This window comes from Halohasta salina (assembly GCF_024178165.1).
GTDB classification, from domain to species: domain Archaea; phylum Halobacteriota; class Halobacteria; order Halobacteriales; family Haloferacaceae; genus Halohasta; species Halohasta salina.
In genome coordinates, this window is record NZ_JAMZIE010000003.1 from 138,223 (window position 1) to 156,727 (window position 18,505).

At 66.5% G+C, this 18,505-nt stretch carries 19 protein-coding genes, 1 tRNA gene and 1 pseudogene; 10 read left to right on the forward strand and 11 right to left on the reverse strand.

What is annotated here, in order from left to right; genetic code table 11:
- The first annotated feature begins 1 nt into the window (after position 1).
- Entirely contained in the window at positions 2–664 is a 663-nt protein-coding gene (gene phoU, locus NKJ34_RS07820) for a phosphate signaling complex protein PhoU (RefSeq protein WP_253737735.1), read from the forward strand.
- Between the two features lie 73 nt (positions 665–737).
- Here phoU and NKJ34_RS07825 read toward each other — a convergent pair whose 3' ends face one another.
- Together NKJ34_RS07825 and NKJ34_RS07830 are read right to left on the reverse strand one after the other, a co-directional pair.
- Positions 738–2,159 (reverse strand): ATP-binding response regulator, encoded by a 1,422-nt coding sequence (locus NKJ34_RS07825; protein WP_253737736.1) that lies wholly within the window; start codon positions 2,157–2,159, stop codon positions 738–740.
- Between the two features lie 392 nt (positions 2,160–2,551).
- Positions 2,552–2,935: a 2Fe-2S iron-sulfur cluster-binding protein gene (locus NKJ34_RS07830; RefSeq protein WP_253737737.1), complete on the reverse strand. Its 384-nt coding sequence runs from the start codon at positions 2,933–2,935 to the stop codon at positions 2,552–2,554.
- Between the two features lie 127 nt (positions 2,936–3,062).
- Between NKJ34_RS07830 and NKJ34_RS07835 the strand changes: the two genes are divergently transcribed.
- Positions 3,063–3,716: a DsbA family protein gene (locus tag NKJ34_RS07835; RefSeq protein WP_253737738.1), complete on the forward strand. Its 654-nt coding sequence runs from the start codon at positions 3,063–3,065 to the stop codon at positions 3,714–3,716.
- 9 nt (positions 3,717–3,725) lie between these two features.
- Here the strand turns inward: NKJ34_RS07835 and NKJ34_RS07840 are convergent, their stop codons facing one another.
- The gene (locus NKJ34_RS07840; protein ID WP_253737739.1) at positions 3,726–5,033 is read right to left on the reverse strand and encodes a DUF7405 family protein; all 1,308 of its coding nucleotides are present in this window, start codon (positions 5,031–5,033) and stop codon (positions 3,726–3,728) included.
- A gap of 91 nt (positions 5,034–5,124) precedes the next feature.
- On the opposite strand from NKJ34_RS07840, the gene NKJ34_RS07845 reads away from it, so the two are divergent.
- Both NKJ34_RS07845 and NKJ34_RS07850 read left to right on the forward strand, forming a co-directional pair.
- Positions 5,125–6,171 carry a DUF7350 domain-containing protein gene (locus NKJ34_RS07845; RefSeq protein WP_253737740.1) on the forward strand — a complete coding sequence of 349 codons (1,047 nt, stop codon included), beginning with the start codon at positions 5,125–5,127 and terminating at the stop codon, positions 6,169–6,171.
- Between the two features lies 1 nt (position 6,172).
- Positions 6,173–7,387 (forward strand): MFS transporter, encoded by a 1,215-nt coding sequence (locus NKJ34_RS07850; RefSeq protein WP_425491787.1) that lies wholly within the window; start codon positions 6,173–6,175, stop codon positions 7,385–7,387.
- A gap of 21 nt (positions 7,388–7,408) precedes the next feature.
- Here NKJ34_RS07850 and msrA read toward each other — a convergent pair whose 3' ends face one another.
- Positions 7,409–7,957, reverse strand: coding sequence for a peptide-methionine (S)-S-oxide reductase MsrA (gene msrA / locus NKJ34_RS07855; protein WP_253737741.1), 549 nt, complete (start codon positions 7,955–7,957; stop codon positions 7,409–7,411).
- 110 nt (positions 7,958–8,067) lie between these two features.
- On the opposite strand from msrA, the gene NKJ34_RS07860 reads away from it, so the two are divergent.
- Together NKJ34_RS07860 and NKJ34_RS07865 are read left to right on the forward strand one after the other, a co-directional pair.
- Positions 8,068–8,553: an OB-like fold-containing membrane protein gene (locus tag NKJ34_RS07860; protein ID WP_253737742.1), complete on the forward strand. Its 486-nt coding sequence runs from the start codon at positions 8,068–8,070 to the stop codon at positions 8,551–8,553.
- Positions 8,553–9,071: a metal-dependent hydrolase gene (locus NKJ34_RS07865; protein ID WP_253737743.1), complete on the forward strand. Its 519-nt coding sequence runs from the start codon at positions 8,553–8,555 to the stop codon at positions 9,069–9,071. The genes NKJ34_RS07860 and NKJ34_RS07865 overlap by 1 nt, the downstream gene beginning before the upstream one ends.
- Here the strand turns inward: NKJ34_RS07865 and NKJ34_RS07870 are convergent.
- From NKJ34_RS07870 to NKJ34_RS07880, 3 genes are read right to left on the reverse strand one after another with little or no spacing between them, the layout of a single operon-like run.
- Positions 9,065–10,531: a small ribosomal subunit Rsm22 family protein gene (locus tag NKJ34_RS07870; RefSeq protein WP_253737744.1), complete on the reverse strand. Its 1,467-nt coding sequence runs from the start codon at positions 10,529–10,531 to the stop codon at positions 9,065–9,067. The two genes, NKJ34_RS07865 and NKJ34_RS07870, sit on opposite strands and share 7 nt — an antisense overlap.
- Positions 10,528–11,286, reverse strand: coding sequence for a prephenate dehydrogenase/arogenate dehydrogenase family protein (locus NKJ34_RS07875; RefSeq protein ID WP_253737745.1), 759 nt, complete (start codon positions 11,284–11,286; stop codon positions 10,528–10,530). Before NKJ34_RS07875 ends, NKJ34_RS07870 begins: the two co-directional genes overlap by 4 nt.
- A gap of 46 nt (positions 11,287–11,332) precedes the next feature.
- Positions 11,333–11,695 (reverse strand): hypothetical protein, encoded by a 363-nt coding sequence (locus tag NKJ34_RS07880; RefSeq protein ID WP_253737746.1) that lies wholly within the window; start codon positions 11,693–11,695, stop codon positions 11,333–11,335.
- 82 nt (positions 11,696–11,777) lie between these two features.
- Between NKJ34_RS07880 and NKJ34_RS07885 the strand changes: the two genes are divergently transcribed.
- Both NKJ34_RS07885 and NKJ34_RS07890 read left to right on the forward strand, forming a co-directional pair.
- Positions 11,778–12,467: a cob(I)yrinic acid a,c-diamide adenosyltransferase gene (locus NKJ34_RS07885; protein ID WP_425491807.1), complete on the forward strand. Its 690-nt coding sequence runs from the start codon at positions 11,778–11,780 to the stop codon at positions 12,465–12,467.
- Positions 12,468–14,000, forward strand: coding sequence for a cobyric acid synthase (locus NKJ34_RS07890; RefSeq protein ID WP_253737748.1), 1,533 nt, complete (start codon positions 12,468–12,470; stop codon positions 13,998–14,000).
- A 1-nt stretch (position 14,001) separates the two neighbouring features.
- On the opposite strand, the pseudogene NKJ34_RS07895 reads toward NKJ34_RS07890, so the two are convergent.
- Positions 14,002–15,149, reverse strand: a pseudogene (locus NKJ34_RS07895) (MBL fold metallo-hydrolase).
- Positions 15,150–15,329: 180 nt separating this feature from the next.
- On the opposite strand from NKJ34_RS07895, the gene NKJ34_RS07900 reads away from it, so the two are divergent.
- Together NKJ34_RS07900 and NKJ34_RS07905 are read left to right on the forward strand one after the other, a co-directional pair.
- The gene (locus NKJ34_RS07900; RefSeq protein WP_253737749.1) at positions 15,330–15,668 is read left to right on the forward strand and encodes a hypothetical protein; all 339 of its coding nucleotides are present in this window, start codon (positions 15,330–15,332) and stop codon (positions 15,666–15,668) included.
- Positions 15,669–15,770: 102 nt separating this feature from the next.
- Positions 15,771–15,855 (forward strand) — tRNA-Ser (locus tag NKJ34_RS07905).
- Between the two features lie 156 nt (positions 15,856–16,011).
- Here NKJ34_RS07905 and NKJ34_RS07910 read toward each other — a convergent pair.
- From NKJ34_RS07910 to NKJ34_RS07920, 3 genes are all read right to left on the reverse strand, one after another.
- A complete protein-coding gene (locus tag NKJ34_RS07910) occupies positions 16,012–16,329 on the reverse strand; it encodes a DUF8081 domain-containing protein (protein ID WP_253737750.1) in 318 nt (105 codons plus the stop codon).
- 76 nt (positions 16,330–16,405) lie between these two features.
- Positions 16,406–17,935 carry a (R)-citramalate synthase gene (locus tag NKJ34_RS07915; RefSeq protein ID WP_253737751.1) on the reverse strand — a complete coding sequence of 510 codons (1,530 nt, stop codon included), beginning with the start codon at positions 17,933–17,935 and terminating at the stop codon, positions 16,406–16,408.
- Between the two features lie 166 nt (positions 17,936–18,101).
- On the reverse strand, positions 18,102–18,461 hold the full coding sequence (locus tag NKJ34_RS07920) for a DUF192 domain-containing protein (RefSeq protein ID WP_253737752.1): 360 nt from the start codon (positions 18,459–18,461) through the stop codon (positions 18,102–18,104).
- Positions 18,462–18,505: the final 44 nt, after the last annotated feature.

Below are 18,505 nucleotides of genomic sequence, written 5' to 3' on the forward strand. Positions count from 1 at the left end.
GATGTCCCGCAGCGAGTACCGACAGCAGTTGGCGTGGCTCAACACCGAGGTCGTCCTCCTTGCCGAACTGGTCGTCGACCGCTATGCGGATGCCCTCAGGGCCGCCGCGACCGGCGACCGGTGGCTCGCCGATGAGGTCGTGGAGGGCGACGACGAGATCAACGAGCGGTATCTCGAACTCGAAGCCCAGTGTACGGATCTGATCGCCCTCCAGCAGCCGGTGGCCTCGGACCTCCGGCTGGTCACCGCGTCGTTCAAGATCATCACCGACCTCGAACGGATCGCCGACCTCGCCACGAACCTCGCCGCCCGAACACGGGCCGGACACGAGGGGATCCATCCGGCCGTCGACATCGAAGCCCTCGGCGGCGACGCCCGCGCCATGGTCGAGGCCGCCGTCGAGGCCTACGAGACGGCCGATCCCGCGGCCTGCCGGGCGGTCGCCGCACGTGACGACGACCTCGATGCGGCCTGCGATCGGGCCACCCGGCGGCTCATCCGCTCGCTGCTCGCCGAAACCGACGTCGACCCGGAGACCGCCCGAGCGGCCGCCTCACGCGGGTTGTTGACGGTACGGGACATCGAACGCGTCGGCGACCACGCGGTCAACATCGCCGCCCGGAGTCTGTATATGCTCGACGGTGACGATGGGCTGCTTTACTGACGCGTCCGGCACGTAGATCGACACCCTCTCCGAGCGGTGCCACGAGTCGGCACGGCAGACAGGCGCAAATATATCAGCGAACGAATTCGACACCGGAAATCTCGAACCGTGCCCCGCCGTCACGTCCCTCCGTCACACGTATCTCCCACCCGTGGGCATCAACAATCCGCTTCACTATCGAGAGTCCTAATCCGGTGCCGCCTTCGTCGGTCGAGTAGCCGGTCTTGAGGACGTGATCCTGTTCATCCGGGGGGATTCCGGGGCCGTCGTCCTCGACGGCGAATCCGGTTTCAGTCGTTTCGAACCGGACCGTCACGTCCGATCCACCGTGGTCGATAGCGTTCCGGAACAGGTTTTCGAGGAGTTGTGCAAGGCGATCAGCGTCGGCGTCGATCACAACCCGGCTGTCCGTCCCATTGATCACGAGGTCGACGTGTTCCGACGTGTCGCTGACCATCGGCCAGAGACGTTCTGCGGTCCGTCTCAGATCAACTGCTTGCGTCTCACCGATAGCACGTCCTTCGTGTGCGAGCCACAACACGTCCTCGATAATGCGCTCCATCCGACCGATTGCGTCGGTGATCGTCTCGAAGTGTGAACTGTCACACTCCGCTTGCACCATTTCCAACCGCCCCGAAACGACATTTAGTGGGTTACGAAGGTCGTGAGAGACAACGTTGGCGAACTCTTCCATACGCTCTTTCTGCTGACGCAGTTCACGTTCCCGCTGTTTCTGATCGGTGATATCCTGAATCGTGCCGCGGACACGCTGACACGTTCCATCGGTAAACTCCGGTTTGCCACGCGTTCGGATCCACTTCTCGGTGCCATCTGCCGCCGTAATCCGGACTTCGATATCGTACTCTTCGCCGACGTCGAGCGCGCGTCTGGTAGCCGTCCGAACCGTGTCCCTGTCGTCCGGATGATAAAACCGCTCGATATCCGCATCGGGGTCGGGGTCGTAATCCGTGTCGACACCGTAAATATTGTAGATTTCTTCACTAAAATATATATTACCGCTCACTGGATCGTACTCCCAGGCACCGACATTAGCGAGTGCCTGTGCTTTCCTGAACAGATCGCGTTGTCGCTCCAGGGTGTGTTGTGTGCGATAGTTCTCGACGGCGGTGACGATGCGATTGGCGAGGTGTTTGAACTGGTCAGTTCCCGTCTCCTTCTGCACGTAATCCGTGACTCCTGCCGAGATCGCTTCGCTCGCTACCTCTTCGGTTCCTTTACCGGTAAACAGCACGAACGGGAGATCCGGGAACTCCTCACGAGTAGACCGCAGCAGCGCGATGCCGTCCTGATCTGGCAGTTCATAATTAGACACGATACAGTCGACGGGTGCCGCAGTCAGATGGTCCAGCGCAGCGCTGACATCCCGGACGGATGTGATCGTGAACCGCTGTTCTTCGTCTCGAAGATGCGTTGTCGTCAGATCGGCGAACGCAGGATCGGCCTCGACGTGCAGAATCCGGATCGTGTCAGTCATATACTGTGTGGTTCCCGTGACTGGTGGCGCTACTACGAGCCACCACTGAATCGGGGCGCTCGACCGACCGTCGTCCGATGGCCACATCCCAATCACTCCGACCATCGATCGACGTCGTAACACCTACCGAACAATTCAACATGTGAATTGGATAACTTTGACCAGTGTCTCATTTATGTATGTTGATAACCATGGGTTATATGAATACAGTCGACCCTCTACCGAGATACTGCCTGTGGCTGTGGATACTGTGCTAACGCCCTCCGGTGGGCGGGAACGAAGCGGCCGATTCAGTCCGGGGCTGGACTAACTGACGCCACTTCCTACACACTCTGCAGCAGACGGGACTCGACACATCCTGTATCCACTGCAGAAGACCCACCGCTCGACGCTCAGTCGGCGGCCGCCTCGCTCGTCTCCGAGTCGTCGTCGCCCTCGTCGACCGGCGGCAGCGGCCCCTCGGCGATTTTCGTCCCCCAGTAGCCGGGATACTTCTCGACTTCGATGTCGCCCAACACCTTGGTCTGACAGGAGAGTCGCAGGTCGTAGTTGGGGTGGTGCGGCGGCGTCAACAGCCGCCCCTTCTCGCGGATCCCGACGTCGCTGACTTCACCGTCGACGGCGACCGCGCAGGTGCCACAGGAGGCGAATCCCTTGCAGTTGAACGTCTTCGTCTTGCCGTTGTGCGGCGAGAGCCCGGCCCGTTTGAGCACGTTCCGAAGCGTTTCGCCCTCTTTGCACTCGATCTCTCGGCCGCGAAACGTGACTGTCGGCATACACTGCTCTCTGTCGACACGGCACATAGTCCTATCGCCGTCCCCGATCTTTGTCGAGAGTTGTCGGCGGTGACGACCCCGGTGGCGAGGTCAGTGGGCATATATATCGTCACGCCGATGAATCGGTATGCACCAGACTCGACGGCGGTATCTCGCCGCGACGGGCGCGATCGCGGTCGGCACCGGACTGGCTGGCTGTCTCGGCGGCGACGACTCGGGAGCCGCCGACACCTCCCACAGCTGTGAGCTAACCGACCGCGAGCCGGTCGCGGAGCTGCCACAGCCGACCGTCGGCAGCGACGACGCGACGGTCACCGTCGACATCTTCGAGGACTTCGCCTGCCCGCACTGTGCGGATTTTGCGCTGGGGGGCCTCGTCGACCTCGAAGAGGAGTACGCCGGCGACGACGTCCGGTTCCGCCGGTTCGATCTCCTCGTCGTCAACAGCGACTGGAACGAGCCGGTGGCCAACGCCGCCCGGAGCGTCCAGGAGTCGCTCGGCGACGAGGCGTTCTTCGAGTTCGCCCGCGGGGCCTACGAGAACCAGTCGGAGTACTCCTGGCAGGTCATCGGCGACGTCGCCGAGGAGGTCGGTGCCGACCCCTGCCGCGTGTTGAGCGACGCCGACGGCCGCACCTACGATGAGGTGCTGGCGGCCGACCAGACCGAAGGCGAGGACCGTGGCGTCCCCGGTACGCCCGCGGCGGTCGTCGACGGCCAACTCCTAGAGGGGGCCGCAACGTACGAGAGCGTGAGCAGCGCCATCGACGCGAGCCTGTAGCCGACCACGCTACGGCGCGCCGGTCGGTGTCGGAAACGCCCGCAGCGACCGCGGCGGCACGAGGAAGTTCCCTCGGTTTTCGACGAAGATGTAGCGGAAGATCCCGTTTTTGACCCGTGGGTTGATTGCCGGATGGTCGCCGACGAGATCAGTCCCGTTCATCGCCTCCTGGACCGCCTCGAACTCGCCGATCCCCTGCTGGTAGGAGGGGAAATGCAGGCTGGCGTTGTCATCGTCGGTCGACTCGACGTGCCGCCGGAGGGTCCGGACGGTGCCGTCGGCGTCGCGGTTGCCACGGGCGGCCTTCTCGGCGTGGCCGACCAGTCCGAACTCCGCGGCCGTCCCGTCGACCGCCTCGTAGATCTCGTCGGTGATCCCGCTGTCGTCGCCCAGGTTCTCCCCCACGCCCTCGACTGCTCCGTCCTCGGCGAGTCGCGGGCTGAACAGTTTGGCGACCATCTCGTCGTGGCTGTTTTCGCCGTACCACTTGTCGAGTTGCTGGCGGATCCGGGCGACGTGTTTGGTCGTCCCGCCAGCGAACGGGCCCTCGGCGATCGCCACCGACGCCTCGCTGGCCTGATTTTTCTCGAAGCCGGCTTTGAATCCCATGAAGAGGGGAGCCTCCTCGGGAACGGGGCCGTTCTCCGGAATCCCGCCGACCCCCTGATTCGCCGCGGGAAGCCCCGGCCCGATGAAGCCGGTCCGGCGGTCCGCAACCGTGAAGACGTCGCCGAGCCGCCCCTCGATTTCGACGCCGTTGAGCGTCCCCGGCGCGTCGTCGCCGAACAGCGTCTCCTCGATCTCTAGGAGGGCATCCGACCGGTCCGAAGCGAGCTGGAGTAGGGCGTCCTGCTCGTCAAGCGTCGGCGTGTCGACCGGGGTGAGCCGGCGGGGCGGGGGGAGATCAACCGAGTCGGGCAGCGACGCCTCGAAGCGGTCGAAGTAGGCCGGCGAGTAGCCCAGGTCGAAGACGACGCCCTCGTTGCTCCACTCGAAGGCGCGTTCGATGGTCCGGAGGCCGGCCGCCAGGGTTTCGCGGTCGGCGGCGGTTGGCACCCCGTCGTCGGCCTCGCCGTCGTAGTCGAGGTACAGAAACAGGTGTTGTTCGGGGAGGACGACGTTGCCGCCGTCGTCCCGCGGCAGGCTGTCGTTCCAGGCGAACTGGCGGTCGGGGAGGGTCGTCGGGTCGTCGACGCCCTGTGGGATCGGTTCGTCACCGAACCGGTCGAGACAGGCCGACAACGCCGAGGTCCCGCCGACAGCGAGGGCCGCCTTGAGGAATCGTCGGCGCGAGGCGTTCGGTCCCGGAAGCTCCATACTCACGGTAGTCGGCCGGCGGCAAAATGGGTTCTGATGGTCCCCATCTCCGGATCAGAATCCGTATTACCCCCGAGTACCAAGGAATGCCATGGACAGACGGCAGTTTCTCGCAGCGGCCGCTGCGGGCATTACGACCTCGGCTGCGGGCTGTGTCGAGGCCTTCGAGTCCGCCGCCGAGACGACCTACGGCCGCGAGCCGCCGGTGGTCGAGCCGCGACCCGAGGGGATCTACTGGCCGACCCACACCGAGCAGATGACCATGGCCGGGATGGGAACGACGAGCGACGGCCGACGGGTGGCCCTGAGCTACACCTACCCCCATCGCTTCTGGCGGGTGTTCCGAGGTGACGACGGCTACGACTCCCGGCTCTTCGAGGTCGAATCCGACGACGCGGTCCACCTGATGGCCACCGTCTGGGACGGCACGACTGGCGTCGTCCTCCCCGTCTCCAGCGTCGACATCGCCGTCACCGGCGGCAACAACGTCGACGAACGCGAGACGATCTACCCGATGCTCTCCCAGCGGATGGGCTTTCACTACGGCGACAACTACCACCTCGACGGCGACGGCATCTACACCGCTGCGGTGACCGTCGGCGGCGTCACCGCCGAGCGGTTCGGGGAGTTTCAGGAGCGACTCGACGCACCCGAGTCCGTCGAGATCACCTTCGAATATAGCGAATCGGCCCGCAACGACCTCGGGTTCACCGAGTACGACAACGCGGGCGAGCCGGGTGCGGTCGACCCGATGGAGATGGAGATGACGCCGACCGGCACCGTCGGCGACCTCGGCGGGACCGCGATGGGCGAGGCGCTGGCTGACGACATCCGGTTCCGGGCGAGCCTCGTCGAGGCCGACCGCTTCGACGGGCCGTATCTCGCGGTCACCGCCGCGACGCGTTACAACGAGTTTGTCGTCCCGGATATGGGCCTCGAAGCCAGCACCGATGACGGGTTCGCCGAACCGCTGGCGGCCGGCCTCGACCCCGACCTCGGCTTCCACTACGGCGTGGCCGCACCGGAGCTTACCGGCGAGGAGACGCTCACCGTCGAGATGACGACCCCGCCGCAGGTCGCCCGCCACGAGGGCTACGAGACGGCCTTTTTGAGTACGCCGACCGTGACCCTCGAGTAGGATGGTTCGGCACCCCGGCAGCGCTCGCAGTCGGCTCGCGGTCGTCGTCTGGGCCGTGCTGGTCTCACAGGTCCTGTTGTATCCAGGCCTCGACGGGCTGATCGTCGCCCTCGGCGCGCCGGGCGGCATCAGCGCCGGGATGTGGTTTCTCGTCGCCGAGTACGGCGCGTTCATTACGTGTGCCGTCGTCTGGGGCGCGGCCAGCGACGCCGTGGGTCGACGCGCACCGCTGGTCGTCGCCGGGGCGGTGGGCGGCGCGGCGAGCTACCTCCTGTTGGCGTCGCTGCCGGCTCTCGGGATCGGCTTCACCGGCGTGCTCGTCGTCCGGGTTCTCGGCGGCGCGTTCACCATCGGCGCGTTCTCGCTGGGGATCACGATGCTGATGGATCTGACCGGCGGCAACGGCCGGAACATGGGCGCTGCCGGGATCGCTATCGGCCTCGGCGCGGCCCTCGGCTCGGTTGCCGGCGGCCAAATTTCGGCGCTCTCGCCGTTCGCCCCGGTCTACGCCGGCGCGGCCGTGCTGGCGGCGGCGGGGCTGGTGGCCGCGACGGTCGACGAGACGGCCGCCGAGGGTTCCTCGTCGGCCGCTGACCGCCGTGGCCTCGAGGCTGCCGTCGACACCCTCCGGAGCCGCCCGGCTCTCGGGGTCCCTTTCGCCTTCGGCTTCGTCGACCGGCTGACGGCGGGCTTCTTTTCGCTCGTGGGCGTCTTCTACTTCGGCGACGCCTTCGGGCTCGATGCTGCGGGCGTCGGCATCGCGCTGGCACTGTTCTTCCTCCCGTTCGCGCTGCTCCAGTATCCGCTGGGGTCGCTGTCGGATCGGATCGGCCGCTTTCTCCCCGTGGTCGCCGGCTCGGTCGGCTACGGGATCTCGATCATCGCGGTCGGACTGGCCTCGCGGGTCGAGGTCGCGATGGGACTGATGGTGCTGGTCGGCGTCGCGGGGGCGTTCGTCGCGCCGGCGACGATGGCACTCGTCACGGATCTGGTCGACCCTGCCGAACGCGGGGTGGCGATGGGCGGCTTCAACGTCTTCGGGAGTCTGGGCTTCCTCGCGGGGTTTCTGATCGGCGGCGTCGTCGGCGCGTCGACCGACTACCTGACGGCATTTCTCGTGGTCGGCGCGCTCGAAATCACGATCGCCGTGGTCGCCTTGCCGGCCGTCCGACGGCTGGCTGCGACGGGCCGACAGCCGGCGTCGACGGCCGACTGACGGCCGTCGGTGGCCCGCCGGTCAGTGAACCGGCTGGTTTTTGAGCCGGTCGGCGAACTGTTCCCGTACCTTGTCGAGTTTCGGCGGAATGTGGAACGAGCAGTACGACTGGGTGGGGTTCCGTTCGTAGAAGTCCTGATGTTTGGCCTCGGCCTCGTAGAACGTCTCCAGCGGTTCGACCTCGGTGACGATCTCGTCGTCGTAGACGCCCTCGCGTTCCAGTTCTTCGATGAACGCCTCGGCCTGCTGGCGTTGCTCGTCGTCGTGGGTGAGCACGATCGACCGGTACTGGGTGCCGACATCCGGCCCCTGCCGGTTGAGTTGGGTCGGGTCGTGAACCGTAAACAACACTTCCAGCAGGTCGACGTACTCGATTTCGTCGGGATCGTACTCGATCTGGACGACCTCGGCGTGGCCCGTGGTACCCGAACAGACCGCTCGGTAGCTCGGGTCGGGCGTGTCGCCGCCGGCGTAGCCGGCAGTGACCTCGTGGACGCCGGCCAACTCCTTGAACGGGGCTTCGATACACCAGAAGCAGCCGCCGCCGAAGGTCGCGTTCGCTGTGGTCATATCTCCTATAGGGCGTCGACGGGCTAAGAACCTGCGGACGATCTTATCGGCGTGCCCGACGAAACACAGCCATTTATACAGGTCTCACTGGATTCGATCATAACACACGAATGAACCGAATCTCCCGGCTCGCTGCCGTCTGTCTGCTGCTGTCTGCGGCCATCGGGCTCTGTGTGGTGTATGCGGGGGCCGATCGCTGGGCATCCCCGGATGTCGAGGCGATCGCCGCCGATCCGGGCGCATACGACGGCCAGCAGGTGTTCTTGTTTGGACGGGTGGTGACGGTCGACGCGGCCAGTCAGTCCGTGGAGATCGTCGCCGGCGAGGATCCCGAACGTCGATTCACCGTCGAATCGGTCCCCGAGCCGACCATCGATGCGGTCGACCCCGGGGCCGCAGTGCAGGTCGACGGCGCACTCGCCGAGGAATCGACGGTGGTACGGGCCGACGCAGTCGTGGTCGACTACCGAAACGGGGCCGACTTCCGGTACGTCTACGCGGCCTCGCTGCTCGGCGGGCTGCTCGCCGCCGCCGGCTTCCTGTGGTACTGGCGGGTCGACCCCCGAGGCGGGTTCGTCCCACGGGGTGATCGCTGATGGCCGAATGGGTGAGCCACGTCTGTCTCGCCTACGCCCTGTTCACGGTCGCGGGGTGGGCCGTCGACTGGCTCGACGGCCGGTGGATCGCCGTCGGCGTCGTCGGCTCGATCCTCCCGGATCTCGACCGCCTCGATCTCGTAGTCTCGGACGAGTTCATTACGGCCGCCACGGGGGTCCCCTTCGAGTGGGCCGGGATCAACTCGATCGGCGGCGCAGTAGTACTCTCGGCGATCGGTGCACTGCTGTTCACCCGGCCCAGCCACCAGCGTCGCGGCTTCCTGCTGCTGTTCGCCGGTGCGTGCTCGCATCTCGTCGTCGACCTCCCCCAGCGGTACGCCGACGGGCTGATGCTGACGAACAAATACCTCTTCCCGCTGCCGCCGTGGCGACCGCCGACCCCCGGCTGGTACGTCTCGGCCGATCGCTGGGTCGCCGTCGTCGCCGTGGCGGTCGCGCTCGTCGTCTTCCTCGTCGACCGCTACCGTTCGTCGGCGGCGACCGTCGGCGATCAGTAGCCCGCAACCGCGTCGACCACGGTTTCGGCGTCGACGACCAGATTGTACGCCCCCTCGTCGTCGTTCCAGAGGGCCAAGACGTTCTCGAATTCCAAGACTGCGCCGTAGGGCGCGGCCGCGAGATCGCGGTTGAGCCCCGACTCCCGGGTGAGGACGGCGTAGTGGTCGACTTGTTGGCTGCCGTCGCCGACCAGAAACAGGGGATTGTCGCCCTCGCTGAGGTTGTGGCTGAGTTTGACCGCCAGCAGGTTGATCCGGTCGGTGACGTGGTCGTCCATCGTCGACAGCGGTGCGTGTCGCTTCCGGTTCGCGCGGACCGGAAACCGGCGTTCGCCGTCGGTCCGCAGCAGGCTGTAGGCGAACTGGACGTCGACGTTGACGAACGCGCCGGAATCGGTCTCGCCCTCGTCGGTCGACTGGCCCTCCGCAAGGCGGTGCTGGAACGGCGGCTCCGCGATGTCGTCCCGGACATCGAACGACCAGCCGCGGTCGTCGGGGGCCTGCCCGTCCCAGAGCCGGAGCGTCGGCGCGTAGATCGTCACGTCGCTCTCGGGTGAGGCGACCGCGCGCTCGATCGCCCGGAGCCCGGTGGCGGTGTCGAGATCCGCCGGTTCGAGCGCCAGCACGGTTCCGTCGTCGGCCAGCAGATCGAAAGCGGCGTCGACAACTGCGACAGGGTCGTCGAGTTCGCTGAGGACGTTGCCGAAACAGATCAGGTCGAACGCCTCGGCCGGCTCGTCGTCGGCCTCTTGATCATCGAGATACGCCTCGATCGTCGACCGGTGGATCGTGGTGTGGAAGTTCCGCGTCGTTTCGCCGAGCATCGAGTCGAGCACGTCCGCTGACGCGCTCGGCTCGACGGCGTGGTAGTCGACCAGCGCTGCGGTAGGGTCGGCCCGCTCGCCGCTGCCGAACAGGTAGTCGTGGAACCCGAGGGCGGGGCCGCCCGATCCGGCCCCGACATCCAGCACGCGGAGGGTCCGGTCGAGCAGGCCGCGCTCGGTCAGCAGGTCGAGGACGTAGCCGATCGCGGCGTAGTAGTCCGGTAGGTGGTAGATCGCGTAGCCGAGGGCGGCCGTCTCGTCGTACTCGACGTCTGCTCCGCCGAAGTAGTCTTCCTTTAACTGGGTTATGCGCTCTCTAAGCTCCCGCCCCGACTCGCCGCGGTGCCAGTTCGCGCCGTAGCGTTTCACTAACTGGTCTTCGAGGGCGAAACTGTAGGCCTCGGGGAACGCTTCGGGGTTCCAGCGACGGTAGTCGACCGGCTCCTCCTCGACCGGGACGAACGTCCCGTCTTCCTGTTCGACGAGGCCGAGGTCGAAGGCCTCCTCACGGAGCGTCTGTTTGACGACTGCGGGGTGGGGTTGGCCGTCGATGTACTCGCAGATCTCTTCGGGGTCGATGGGGCGGACCGACTGGAGGTACTTCGCGTTGTCCCGGACCGACTGGCGGTCGATCACTCGTGGCGCTCCCGGCCGTCGACGCTCAACGCGTCCTTGGCCTCGTTGTAAAGTTCGGCGAACTGTGTGTCGTCGGCCTCGGCGATCGTCCGGGCGGCATCGGCGACCGACTCCGCGCCGTCGAACGTCGACTGGATCTCGGCGTAGACCGCGGGATCGCCTTCGGTGACGGTCGTCGCCACGGCTTCGAGCCGCTCGGAGACCGGCGTGGCGAACTCCTCGCGGACCGAGTCGGCAGCCAACGCGTAGGCCAACACCGCGGTATGGGCCCCCGCCTGCACCGTCTCCATCGCCGAATCGTGTTCCTCGGGGGTCGTCTCGAAGACCGTGTTGCCGGCGTCAGTCATGGCCTCGCGGACTTGCTGGAGGTGGGGCCCGTCCTCGCCGGTGACGACCGCGACGTTGCCGGGGACCCGCGGCGGGGCAAACAGCGGATGAAAACTCGCCCGTTCGAGATCGGAGGCGTGGACCTCCATCGCATCGATTGGGTCGGCCATCACGCCCGAAACGTCGAAGATGGCCTCAGTCGCGAGGGGGGCGTACTGGTCGACCGCCTCCTCGACCGCCGACATCGGGACGGCGAGACAGACCACCTCAAAGAACTCGTCGGTGGTCGTCGGCACCCGGCGGGCCTCCCGGGCGGCGGCGGCATCGGCGGCGACGTCGGCGTCGGCATCGGTGAAGGCGACTGCGGCGTCGACGGTGTCGGCGACCCACCGCCCCATCTCCCCGGCACCGACGACGAGTAGCTTCATATCCCGTCTTTCGCTCGGCGTCTCAAAAGGCGTTCGATGCCTGCGATCACTCGATGGCGTCGAACCGCAGGGCCTCGTCGGGCACCCGTTCGCCGGCGTGGTCGACGATTGTCTCGAAGGTCAGTCGGATCGACTGCAGTTCGACCGGCTCGGAAAACCGGACCTCGAAGAGGGCTGTGGGTTCGTCGATGTGGCGGGCCTCGCCGGTCATGTCGACGGCACGGGCGCGGACGAACCGGCTTCCCGGCCCGCCTTCGTCGACCTCGAAGAAGGCTTCGAGCGCGCCGGCGTCGACGGCCGCGATCTCGCTGTCCTCGCAGGCCACGCGGGCGGTGTACTTCTGAACCCCGTCTGGGGAGTGGCTCACGAGGACGCCGACCGCGCGGGCGGTCTCGGATCGCTGTGTCATATCCATAGAACGGCCGCCGGGGACCCTGTGGCTTTCGACTCGGCCGAACACAACCGACATAGCCATGCGGGCCGACACACGGATGATGACCGACACAGACCGCGATGCCCTCGGCTGGAACACGCCCGGCGGTGGCGTCACCCCCGAGGCCCGACCGATCGATCCCGCCGCCCCCGAGGAGTTCGGCCTCGTCCAACTGTTCTGGGGCGACGGCAAGGGCAAAACCACCGCGGCGATGGGGATGGGGTTCCGCGCCGCCGGCCACGGCTTCCGGGTCCATATGCTGCAGTTCATGAAGGGCGGTGCCGACAGCGTCGAGGCCGTCCGCGGCGAGTACAACGCTATCGCCGCGATGCCCGGCTTCTCCTACGAGAACACGGGTCACTACGGCTGGCATGGGATGGCTGATGGGAGCGAGGACGTCGACCACGCGGCCGACGCCGAGGCCGGCTTCGAGCGCGCCGAGGAACTGATCGCCGCGGCGGGCGACGCCGACCTCACCGAACCGCTCGATCTCGACGCCCCACCGGAGGACGGCCTCCACATGCTGATCCTCGACGAACTGCTGTATGCGGCCGACCGCGAACTGGTCGACCCCGAAGCAGTCGTCGAGTTGGTCGAGACCAAACCCGACGACCTCGAACTCGTGATCACGGGCAGCCACACCGATCCCGACTACCTCGTCGACCACGCCGATCTGGTCACCCACGTCGGCAAGGAGAAACACCCGATCGACGCCGGCCAGCGCGCCCGCCGCGGCACCGAGTACTGAATGGCCCGGACGATCCTCGTCGCCGGCACCGCCTCCCACGTCGGCAAAAGCACCGTCGCCGCGGGGCTGTGTCGACTGCTGGCCGACCGCGGGGTGTCGGTCGCCCCGTTCAAAGCCCAGAACATGAGCAACAACGCGCGGGCGGTGCCGCGGTCGACGGCGCATGCGGCCGGGGATCCGTACGGCGAGATCGGCGTCTCCCAGTACGTCCAAGCCCGCGCCGCAGGCGTCGCGGCGTCGACCGACCACAACCCCGTGTTGCTCAAACCGCGGGGGAGCGGCGAGTCGCAACTCGTGGTCGACGGACAAGCCGTCGGCCACTTCGAGGCCGGTAGCTACTACGAGGATCATTGGGAGACGGCCCGCGAGGCCGCCGAAGCAGCCCACGACCGACTCGCTGCGGACCGCGAGATGATCATCGCCGAGGGCGCGGGCTCGATCGCCGAGATCAACCTCCAGCACCGGGATCTGGCCAACGTCGAGACCGCCCGCTTTGCCGACGCCGAAATCGTGCTGGTCGCCGACATCGAACGCGGCGGCGTCTTCGCCTCGCTCGTCGGCACCCTCGAACTGATGCCCGACGATCTCCGCGGGCAGGTCCGCGGGGTGATCATCACCAAGTTCCGCGGCGATCTCTCGTTGCTCGAGTCCGGACTCCGGGAGTTCGAGAACCGGACCGGCGTCGACGTCCTCGGGGTGCTGCCGTACGACGATCCGGGGCTCCCCGAGGAGGACAGCCTCGCGCTGCCGGCGGTCGACGAGCGCGCGACCGTCGGCGACGACGACGGCGTCGACGCCGCCCGGACGGTCACCGTCGGCGTCCCCCGTTTGCCGCGCGCCTCGAACATGACCGACCTCGAACCGCTGGCCGCCGAGGCCGGCGTCCGCGTCGAATACTTGCCGCTGTCGGCCGATCTCGGCGGCGTCGACGCGGTCGTGATCCCCGGCACGAAGAACACGGTCGACGACCTGCTGGCGATCCAAGAGGCTGGCCTCGACGACCGACTCCGGACGTTCGACGGGCCGGTCGTCGGCCTCTGTGGCGGCTACCAGATGCTCGGCGAACGGATCCATCGGGCCGATATCGAGGGCACCGACCTCCCCGAGGGGACGTCGACGCTCTCAGGTCTCGGCCTCCTGCCGGTCGAGACCACCTTCAGCGAGGACAAGCGGGTGGTCGAGGCCACCCTCGATCTCGATGGCGTGGGACCGTTCGCGGGAGCCGAGGGTCCCGTCGACGGCTACGAGATCCACATGGGGGACACCGAGTCGACCGCGCCGGTCGGGACGCCGTTCGCCCGCGACGGGGAGTCGACGGCGGCCCTCGGAGCCTGCCGCGGCGACGTGGTAGGCTGTTATCTCCACGGTCTCTTCGAGAACGGCGGGCTGCGGGACGCATTTCTACGTAGCGTCTACGATACCGCGGGTCGACGGCGGCCCGAGCGGGCGGGAGCCGACGCGTCGCCGTACGATCGGGCCGCCGCACTGGTGGCCGACCACTGCGCGGTCGACTGGCTGGAGAGCGACGGGTAGCTCAGTCGGCGTCGACGTCAGCCGCACACCGGTTCGGCCCGAGTTCGAGTTCGATCGCCTCGATCCGGTCTTCGACCGACTCCTCGCCCCTGTTGATCCCGATGATCCGCTCGTAGTTCGGGGGTTTCTCCGGGAGCCGCTCGGTGAGCGTGTCGACGAACGAGGCGCGGTCGGCCGCCAACAGCTCCAGTCCCGACCGGAGCATGCCCACGGTGGCGTCGACCGGTTCGCCCGGTGTGATCGGGGTCGTGCCGTCGTTGTTGACGGTGAAGTGGCCCGGCAGCACCGTCACCGACTCCGGTTCGGCCAACAGGGTGCGGTGCAGCGAGTCGTACAACAGCTCCGCACCTGTTGCCGCATCGCCGTCGCCGAACTGGAGTTCGGTCCGGCCGACGGAGTCGATAAAGATCGTGTCGCCCGTCAGCACGGCCTCGTGGCCGACCAGATGCTCACCATCTCGGAAGTGTGGCCGGGGGTGGCGAGGGCCTTGACGTCGACCCCACCCACCTGAACGACTTCGTTGGGAGCAAGCGGCCGGTAGTCGTAGTCTACCGACCGGTCGGTGGCCCCCGCACCGAGGTAGTAGGGAACGCCTAACTCGCCGGCCAACTCGCGGCCGCCGGAGATGTGGTCGGCGTGGACGTGGGTGTCGAAGACGGCGACGATCTCGGCGTCCAGTTCGTCCGCGGCCTCGCGGAACTCGTCGGTGTGGCGGGTGGCGTCGACGACGGCGGCTTCCCCCTCGCTGGCGACGACGTAGCCCAGACAACCCTTGGCCCGTCGCTGGAGTTGGACGACCGCAAAGTCGTCGTACTCGATGTGTGTGTGGTCGTAGACCGCGCTCCACGCCCGCATTCCGTCCTCGACGACCGCGACGTTTTCGTAGCCCGCCTCGGCCAACTCCGCGGCGAGATCGTCCGAGGCCTTGCCTTTCGCACACATCGTCACGATAGCGTCCCCGGGTCCGAGCCCGGTTTCGGTCTCGAAGTCGGCGAGATCGAACTCGTGGAACGGTTTGTAGAAGTACTGGATCGAGTCCGCGAGCCGCCAGCTCTCGAAGCTCTCGGCGGCGCGAGTGTCGACGACGGTCGACGACTCGCCGGCATCGAGCCGGTCACGGAACTCCTCGGCGGTGATCGTCTCGTACATACCTAATCGGGGACGGCCGACACCAAAAACACCCACGTCGATCACTCGCTGTCGACCATTCTACGGGGTTCCGACCGGGTAATTACCGGATAGTACAATCTCTAGAGGTTGATCATACAACACCGTGATTGTTCATTCAAAAAATACTTTTTACGTCTTCGGCCGGTACCACTACCTGTAATGAAACAGTCCTACAAACTCACCGAATCGATCGGTGGCTTCCGCGAGGGCGAGATTCTCGACGTGACCGCGCGCTTCGGCGACTGGCACACCTACGAGCTCGAACTCGAACCGCGGTCGACGCCGCGGGCCACCGCGCCGAAGGTGGTCGTCACCGAGGCCGACGCGGGGTTTTCCGAGGCCGAGATCCTCGATCCCACGGCCCGATTCGGCGACTGGCACACCTACGAGCTGGCGTTTACCCCAGTTTCGGGGTCGACCGAGATCACCGCCGACGGGATCGTCGAACTCAGCCCAGAAGAACTCGGCGCGATCGCCGAGCCGGTCGCCGCCGAGTAGCGACCGACCGTCACCGCGCGATGAATTTGTGATGAAACCGCATCACAGCGTCTCCGTCGACCGGAATCTTTTAACCCGATAACGCCACATGTATGGATGCAAGCCGAGGTAGCCTAGCCTGGCCAAGGCGGTAGATTCGAAATCTACTGTCCATTCGGACTCGGGAGTTCAAATCTCCCCCTCGGCGCTTCTCGCCGACACCAACCACGTAGCGGCGCGTTTCATCGCGCCGCGACCTGTGTCGGCGTGAACGGCGGCCGAGAGATTTGAATCAGTGAGCGAAACGACCTCTTCTCCCCCCAACGCCGCTCGTCGATATATACGTAGTCGCCAACTAACGAAGTCACACATCCGGATCGTCGAGCCCCTGCTGTCGACTCCGGTCGCCGCCGCGCAGTCGACGCCGGCGTTTGTCGTAGGCCCGTTCCAGTTCGCCACGGGCGTTCCGGGAGACGAGGTAGCCGTCGACGGCCGACTGATCGGCGGGATGGGCGGCCTTGATCCAGACGTTGTCGCAGCCGCCGCCAGTGAGCTCGTCGGCCCACGCTTCGGCGGCTCGGCGGCTCTCGAAGCGACGGGTGGTGCCCTCGCGGTTGACCGCCCGGCCGACGTCAGCGTTGCGCTTGCGGGCGGAGGGTTTGATCTCGACGACGTACGCCACAGCGGCAGTACTGGGTTATGTGATTTATATATGCGGATTCGGCACCCCTCGATTCACTGGTGGTAGTTCGATGGGTTCAGTCGTCGGCGACCGGCTGTTCGGGCGGGGCCGCCGCCAGCAGGCGGTCCAGCGCATCCACCATCGCGTCGACCGATGCGCGGGTGATGTCGGCGTCGCTCGCGGCGACGGTCACCGAGCGGTCCCCGCGAGTCATCGCCACCTCGACGGTGACCACGGCATCGGTGCCGCCGGTGATGGCGTCGACGTGGAAAGAGTCCAGATCGGCGTCCGCGCCGGGACCCAGCGCCTCGCGGACCGCCTTGACTGCGGCGTCGACCGGGCCCGAGCCCGTCCCGGCGGCGACACGCTCCTCGTCGCCGACCCGGAGTTTGACGCTCGCGGTCGGCACGTCGCCGCCGCTGGCGGTCGTCAGCGTCAGGAGTTCGACGAACCGCTCGCGATCCCGATCCTGGACGTCCTCGGCGATCGCCAGCAGGTCGGCGTCGGTGACACGTTTGCCGCGCTCGCCGAGGGATTTGACGCGTTCGACGATCTGGGCGAGTTCGTCGTCGGTGACGTCGACCGAGTGTTCGGCGAGTGCGGATTCGACACCCGCGCGGCCGGCGTGTTTGCCGAGGACGAGCCGGCGTTCGCGGCCCACCGTCTCCGGCGGGTAGGGCTCGTACATCGCGCTGTCTTTGAGGGTGCCGTCGGTGTGGATGCCGCTCTCGTGAGTGAAGGTGTTCTGGCCGATGACGGCCTTGTTCGGCGCGAGTGGGATCCCCGTGTTGTGGCTGACGGTGGTCGCCAACTCGTAGACGGCGGGGAGATTGAGCGTCTCGATCCCGTAGCTGTGGGAGAGTGCGATGGCGACCTCCTCGATGGCGACGTTGCCCGCGCGCTCGCCGATCCCGTTGACCGTTCCGTGGACGAAATCGGCTCCGGCTTTGAGCCCGGCGTGGGCGTTTGTCATCCCGAAACCGAGATCGTCGTGGGTGTGGACGCTCGTCGGCCCCAGCTCGGCGAGTCGGGAGACCATCTCGTAGGTGTGTTCCGGGCTCGCGTGGCCGACGGTGTCGGCGTAACAGAACCTGTCGGCGCCGGCCTCGCGGCCCGCTTCCGAGAGGTCGACCAGAAAGTCGGGATCGGCCCGCGAGCCGTCCTCGCCGAGCAGTTCGACCCACAGGTCGTTGTCCAGCGCGTACTCGACGAGTTCGACCGACTTCTCGATGACGGCCTCGCGGGTCGAGCCGACCTTGGTCTCGATGTGTTTGTCCGACGAGGGGACGACGATGGTGACGCCGTCGACGTCGCAGGCCAGCGCGTGGTCGATGTCGGACTTGATGCCGCGAGCGAAGCTCGTGACCGTCGCGTCGAGGTCGAGGTCGGTCACCCGGCGGATACACTCGCGTTCGCCCTCGGAGGTACAGGCGCTGCCGGCCTCGATGACGTCCATGCCTGCGGCATCGAGGGCTTCTGCGATCTCGACTTTCTCCTCGGGGGTCAGCGAGACGCCGGGAGCCTGTTCGCCGTCCCGGAGCGTGGTGTCTAACAGCTGTACGTCGTCTGCAGGGATCGCCGATCGCGTTGAGTTGTCACTGTACAACTCGGATGTATTGGTTGAATTCACGAATAAAGGTGCCTCAGCAGTCGATTTCACGGCCAGCCGGGTTGCCCCGACTTACTCTATCCTCGCTGGAGTCTGCGTGCTCCATTGTACCAATTGTTCACACATACAGGGAAATAAAGCTGCCGCCTCCCGTTCGCGCCGGCTACCCGTCGACCACCGCGACTTCATCGCCCGGCTCGACGTCGGTGGCCGCGCCCGCCGGCAGCTCGACGACGGTGTCGGCGGTGGCCTTGCCGAGCCCGAGCCACGGCCGGAGTCGCTCGACGGCGGTGACTTCACCGTCGACCAGCCAGACGGCGTCGATGGCGAAAGGGACGAACAGCATGTGGAGGTCCCGCGAGGCCGGCTCGTCGAACCGGAACACGAGCGCGTAGTCGTCGGGGATCGACCGCCGGAACATGAGCCCACGCGTCCGAGCCAAAAACGAGTCGGCGGTTTTTATCTCGGTGGCAAGGATGTGTTCGGATACGGCGTCCCCAGCCGAGCGGTGTACGAGGCGCACAGCGTCGGATTAGGCGGCCACTATTTATATATGGGGGTCCGAGG

Bases quoted from the DNA above. Each gene is read 5' to 3' on its own strand.
- NKJ34_RS07900 (WP_253737749.1), top strand. From the start codon at position 15,330: ATGAAACAGTCCTACAAACTCACCGAATCGATCGGTGGCTTCCGCGAG.
- NKJ34_RS07860 (WP_253737742.1), top strand. From the start codon at position 8,068: ATGAACCGAATCTCCCGGCTCGCTGCCGTCTGTCTGCTGCTGTCTGCG.
- NKJ34_RS07830 (WP_253737737.1), bottom strand. From the start codon at position 2,935: ATGCCGACAGTCACGTTTCGCGGCCGAGAGATCGAGTGCAAAGAGGGC.
- NKJ34_RS07875 (WP_253737745.1), bottom strand. From the start codon at position 11,286: ATGAAGCTACTCGTCGTCGGTGCCGGGGAGATGGGGCGGTGGGTCGCC.
- NKJ34_RS07845 (WP_253737740.1), top strand. From the start codon at position 5,125: ATGGACAGACGGCAGTTTCTCGCAGCGGCCGCTGCGGGCATTACGACC.
- NKJ34_RS07825 (WP_253737736.1), bottom strand. From the start codon at position 2,159: ATGACTGACACGATCCGGATTCTGCACGTCGAGGCCGATCCTGCGTTC.
- phoU (WP_253737735.1), top strand. From the start codon at position 2: ATGTCCCGCAGCGAGTACCGACAGCAGTTGGCGTGGCTCAACACCGAG.
- NKJ34_RS07865 (WP_253737743.1), top strand. From the start codon at position 8,553: ATGGCCGAATGGGTGAGCCACGTCTGTCTCGCCTACGCCCTGTTCACG.
- NKJ34_RS07885 (WP_425491807.1), top strand. From the start codon at position 11,778: ATGATGACCGACACAGACCGCGATGCCCTCGGCTGGAACACGCCCGGC.
- NKJ34_RS07890 (WP_253737748.1), top strand. From the start codon at position 12,468: ATGGCCCGGACGATCCTCGTCGCCGGCACCGCCTCCCACGTCGGCAAA.
- NKJ34_RS07835 (WP_253737738.1), top strand. From the start codon at position 3,063: ATGCACCAGACTCGACGGCGGTATCTCGCCGCGACGGGCGCGATCGCG.
- NKJ34_RS07840 (WP_253737739.1), bottom strand. From the start codon at position 5,033: ATGGAGCTTCCGGGACCGAACGCCTCGCGCCGACGATTCCTCAAGGCG.
- NKJ34_RS07850 (WP_425491787.1), top strand. From the start codon at position 6,173: ATGGTTCGGCACCCCGGCAGCGCTCGCAGTCGGCTCGCGGTCGTCGTC.
- NKJ34_RS07880 (WP_253737746.1), bottom strand. From the start codon at position 11,695: ATGACACAGCGATCCGAGACCGCCCGCGCGGTCGGCGTCCTCGTGAGC.
- msrA (WP_253737741.1), bottom strand. From the start codon at position 7,957: ATGACCACAGCGAACGCGACCTTCGGCGGCGGCTGCTTCTGGTGTATC.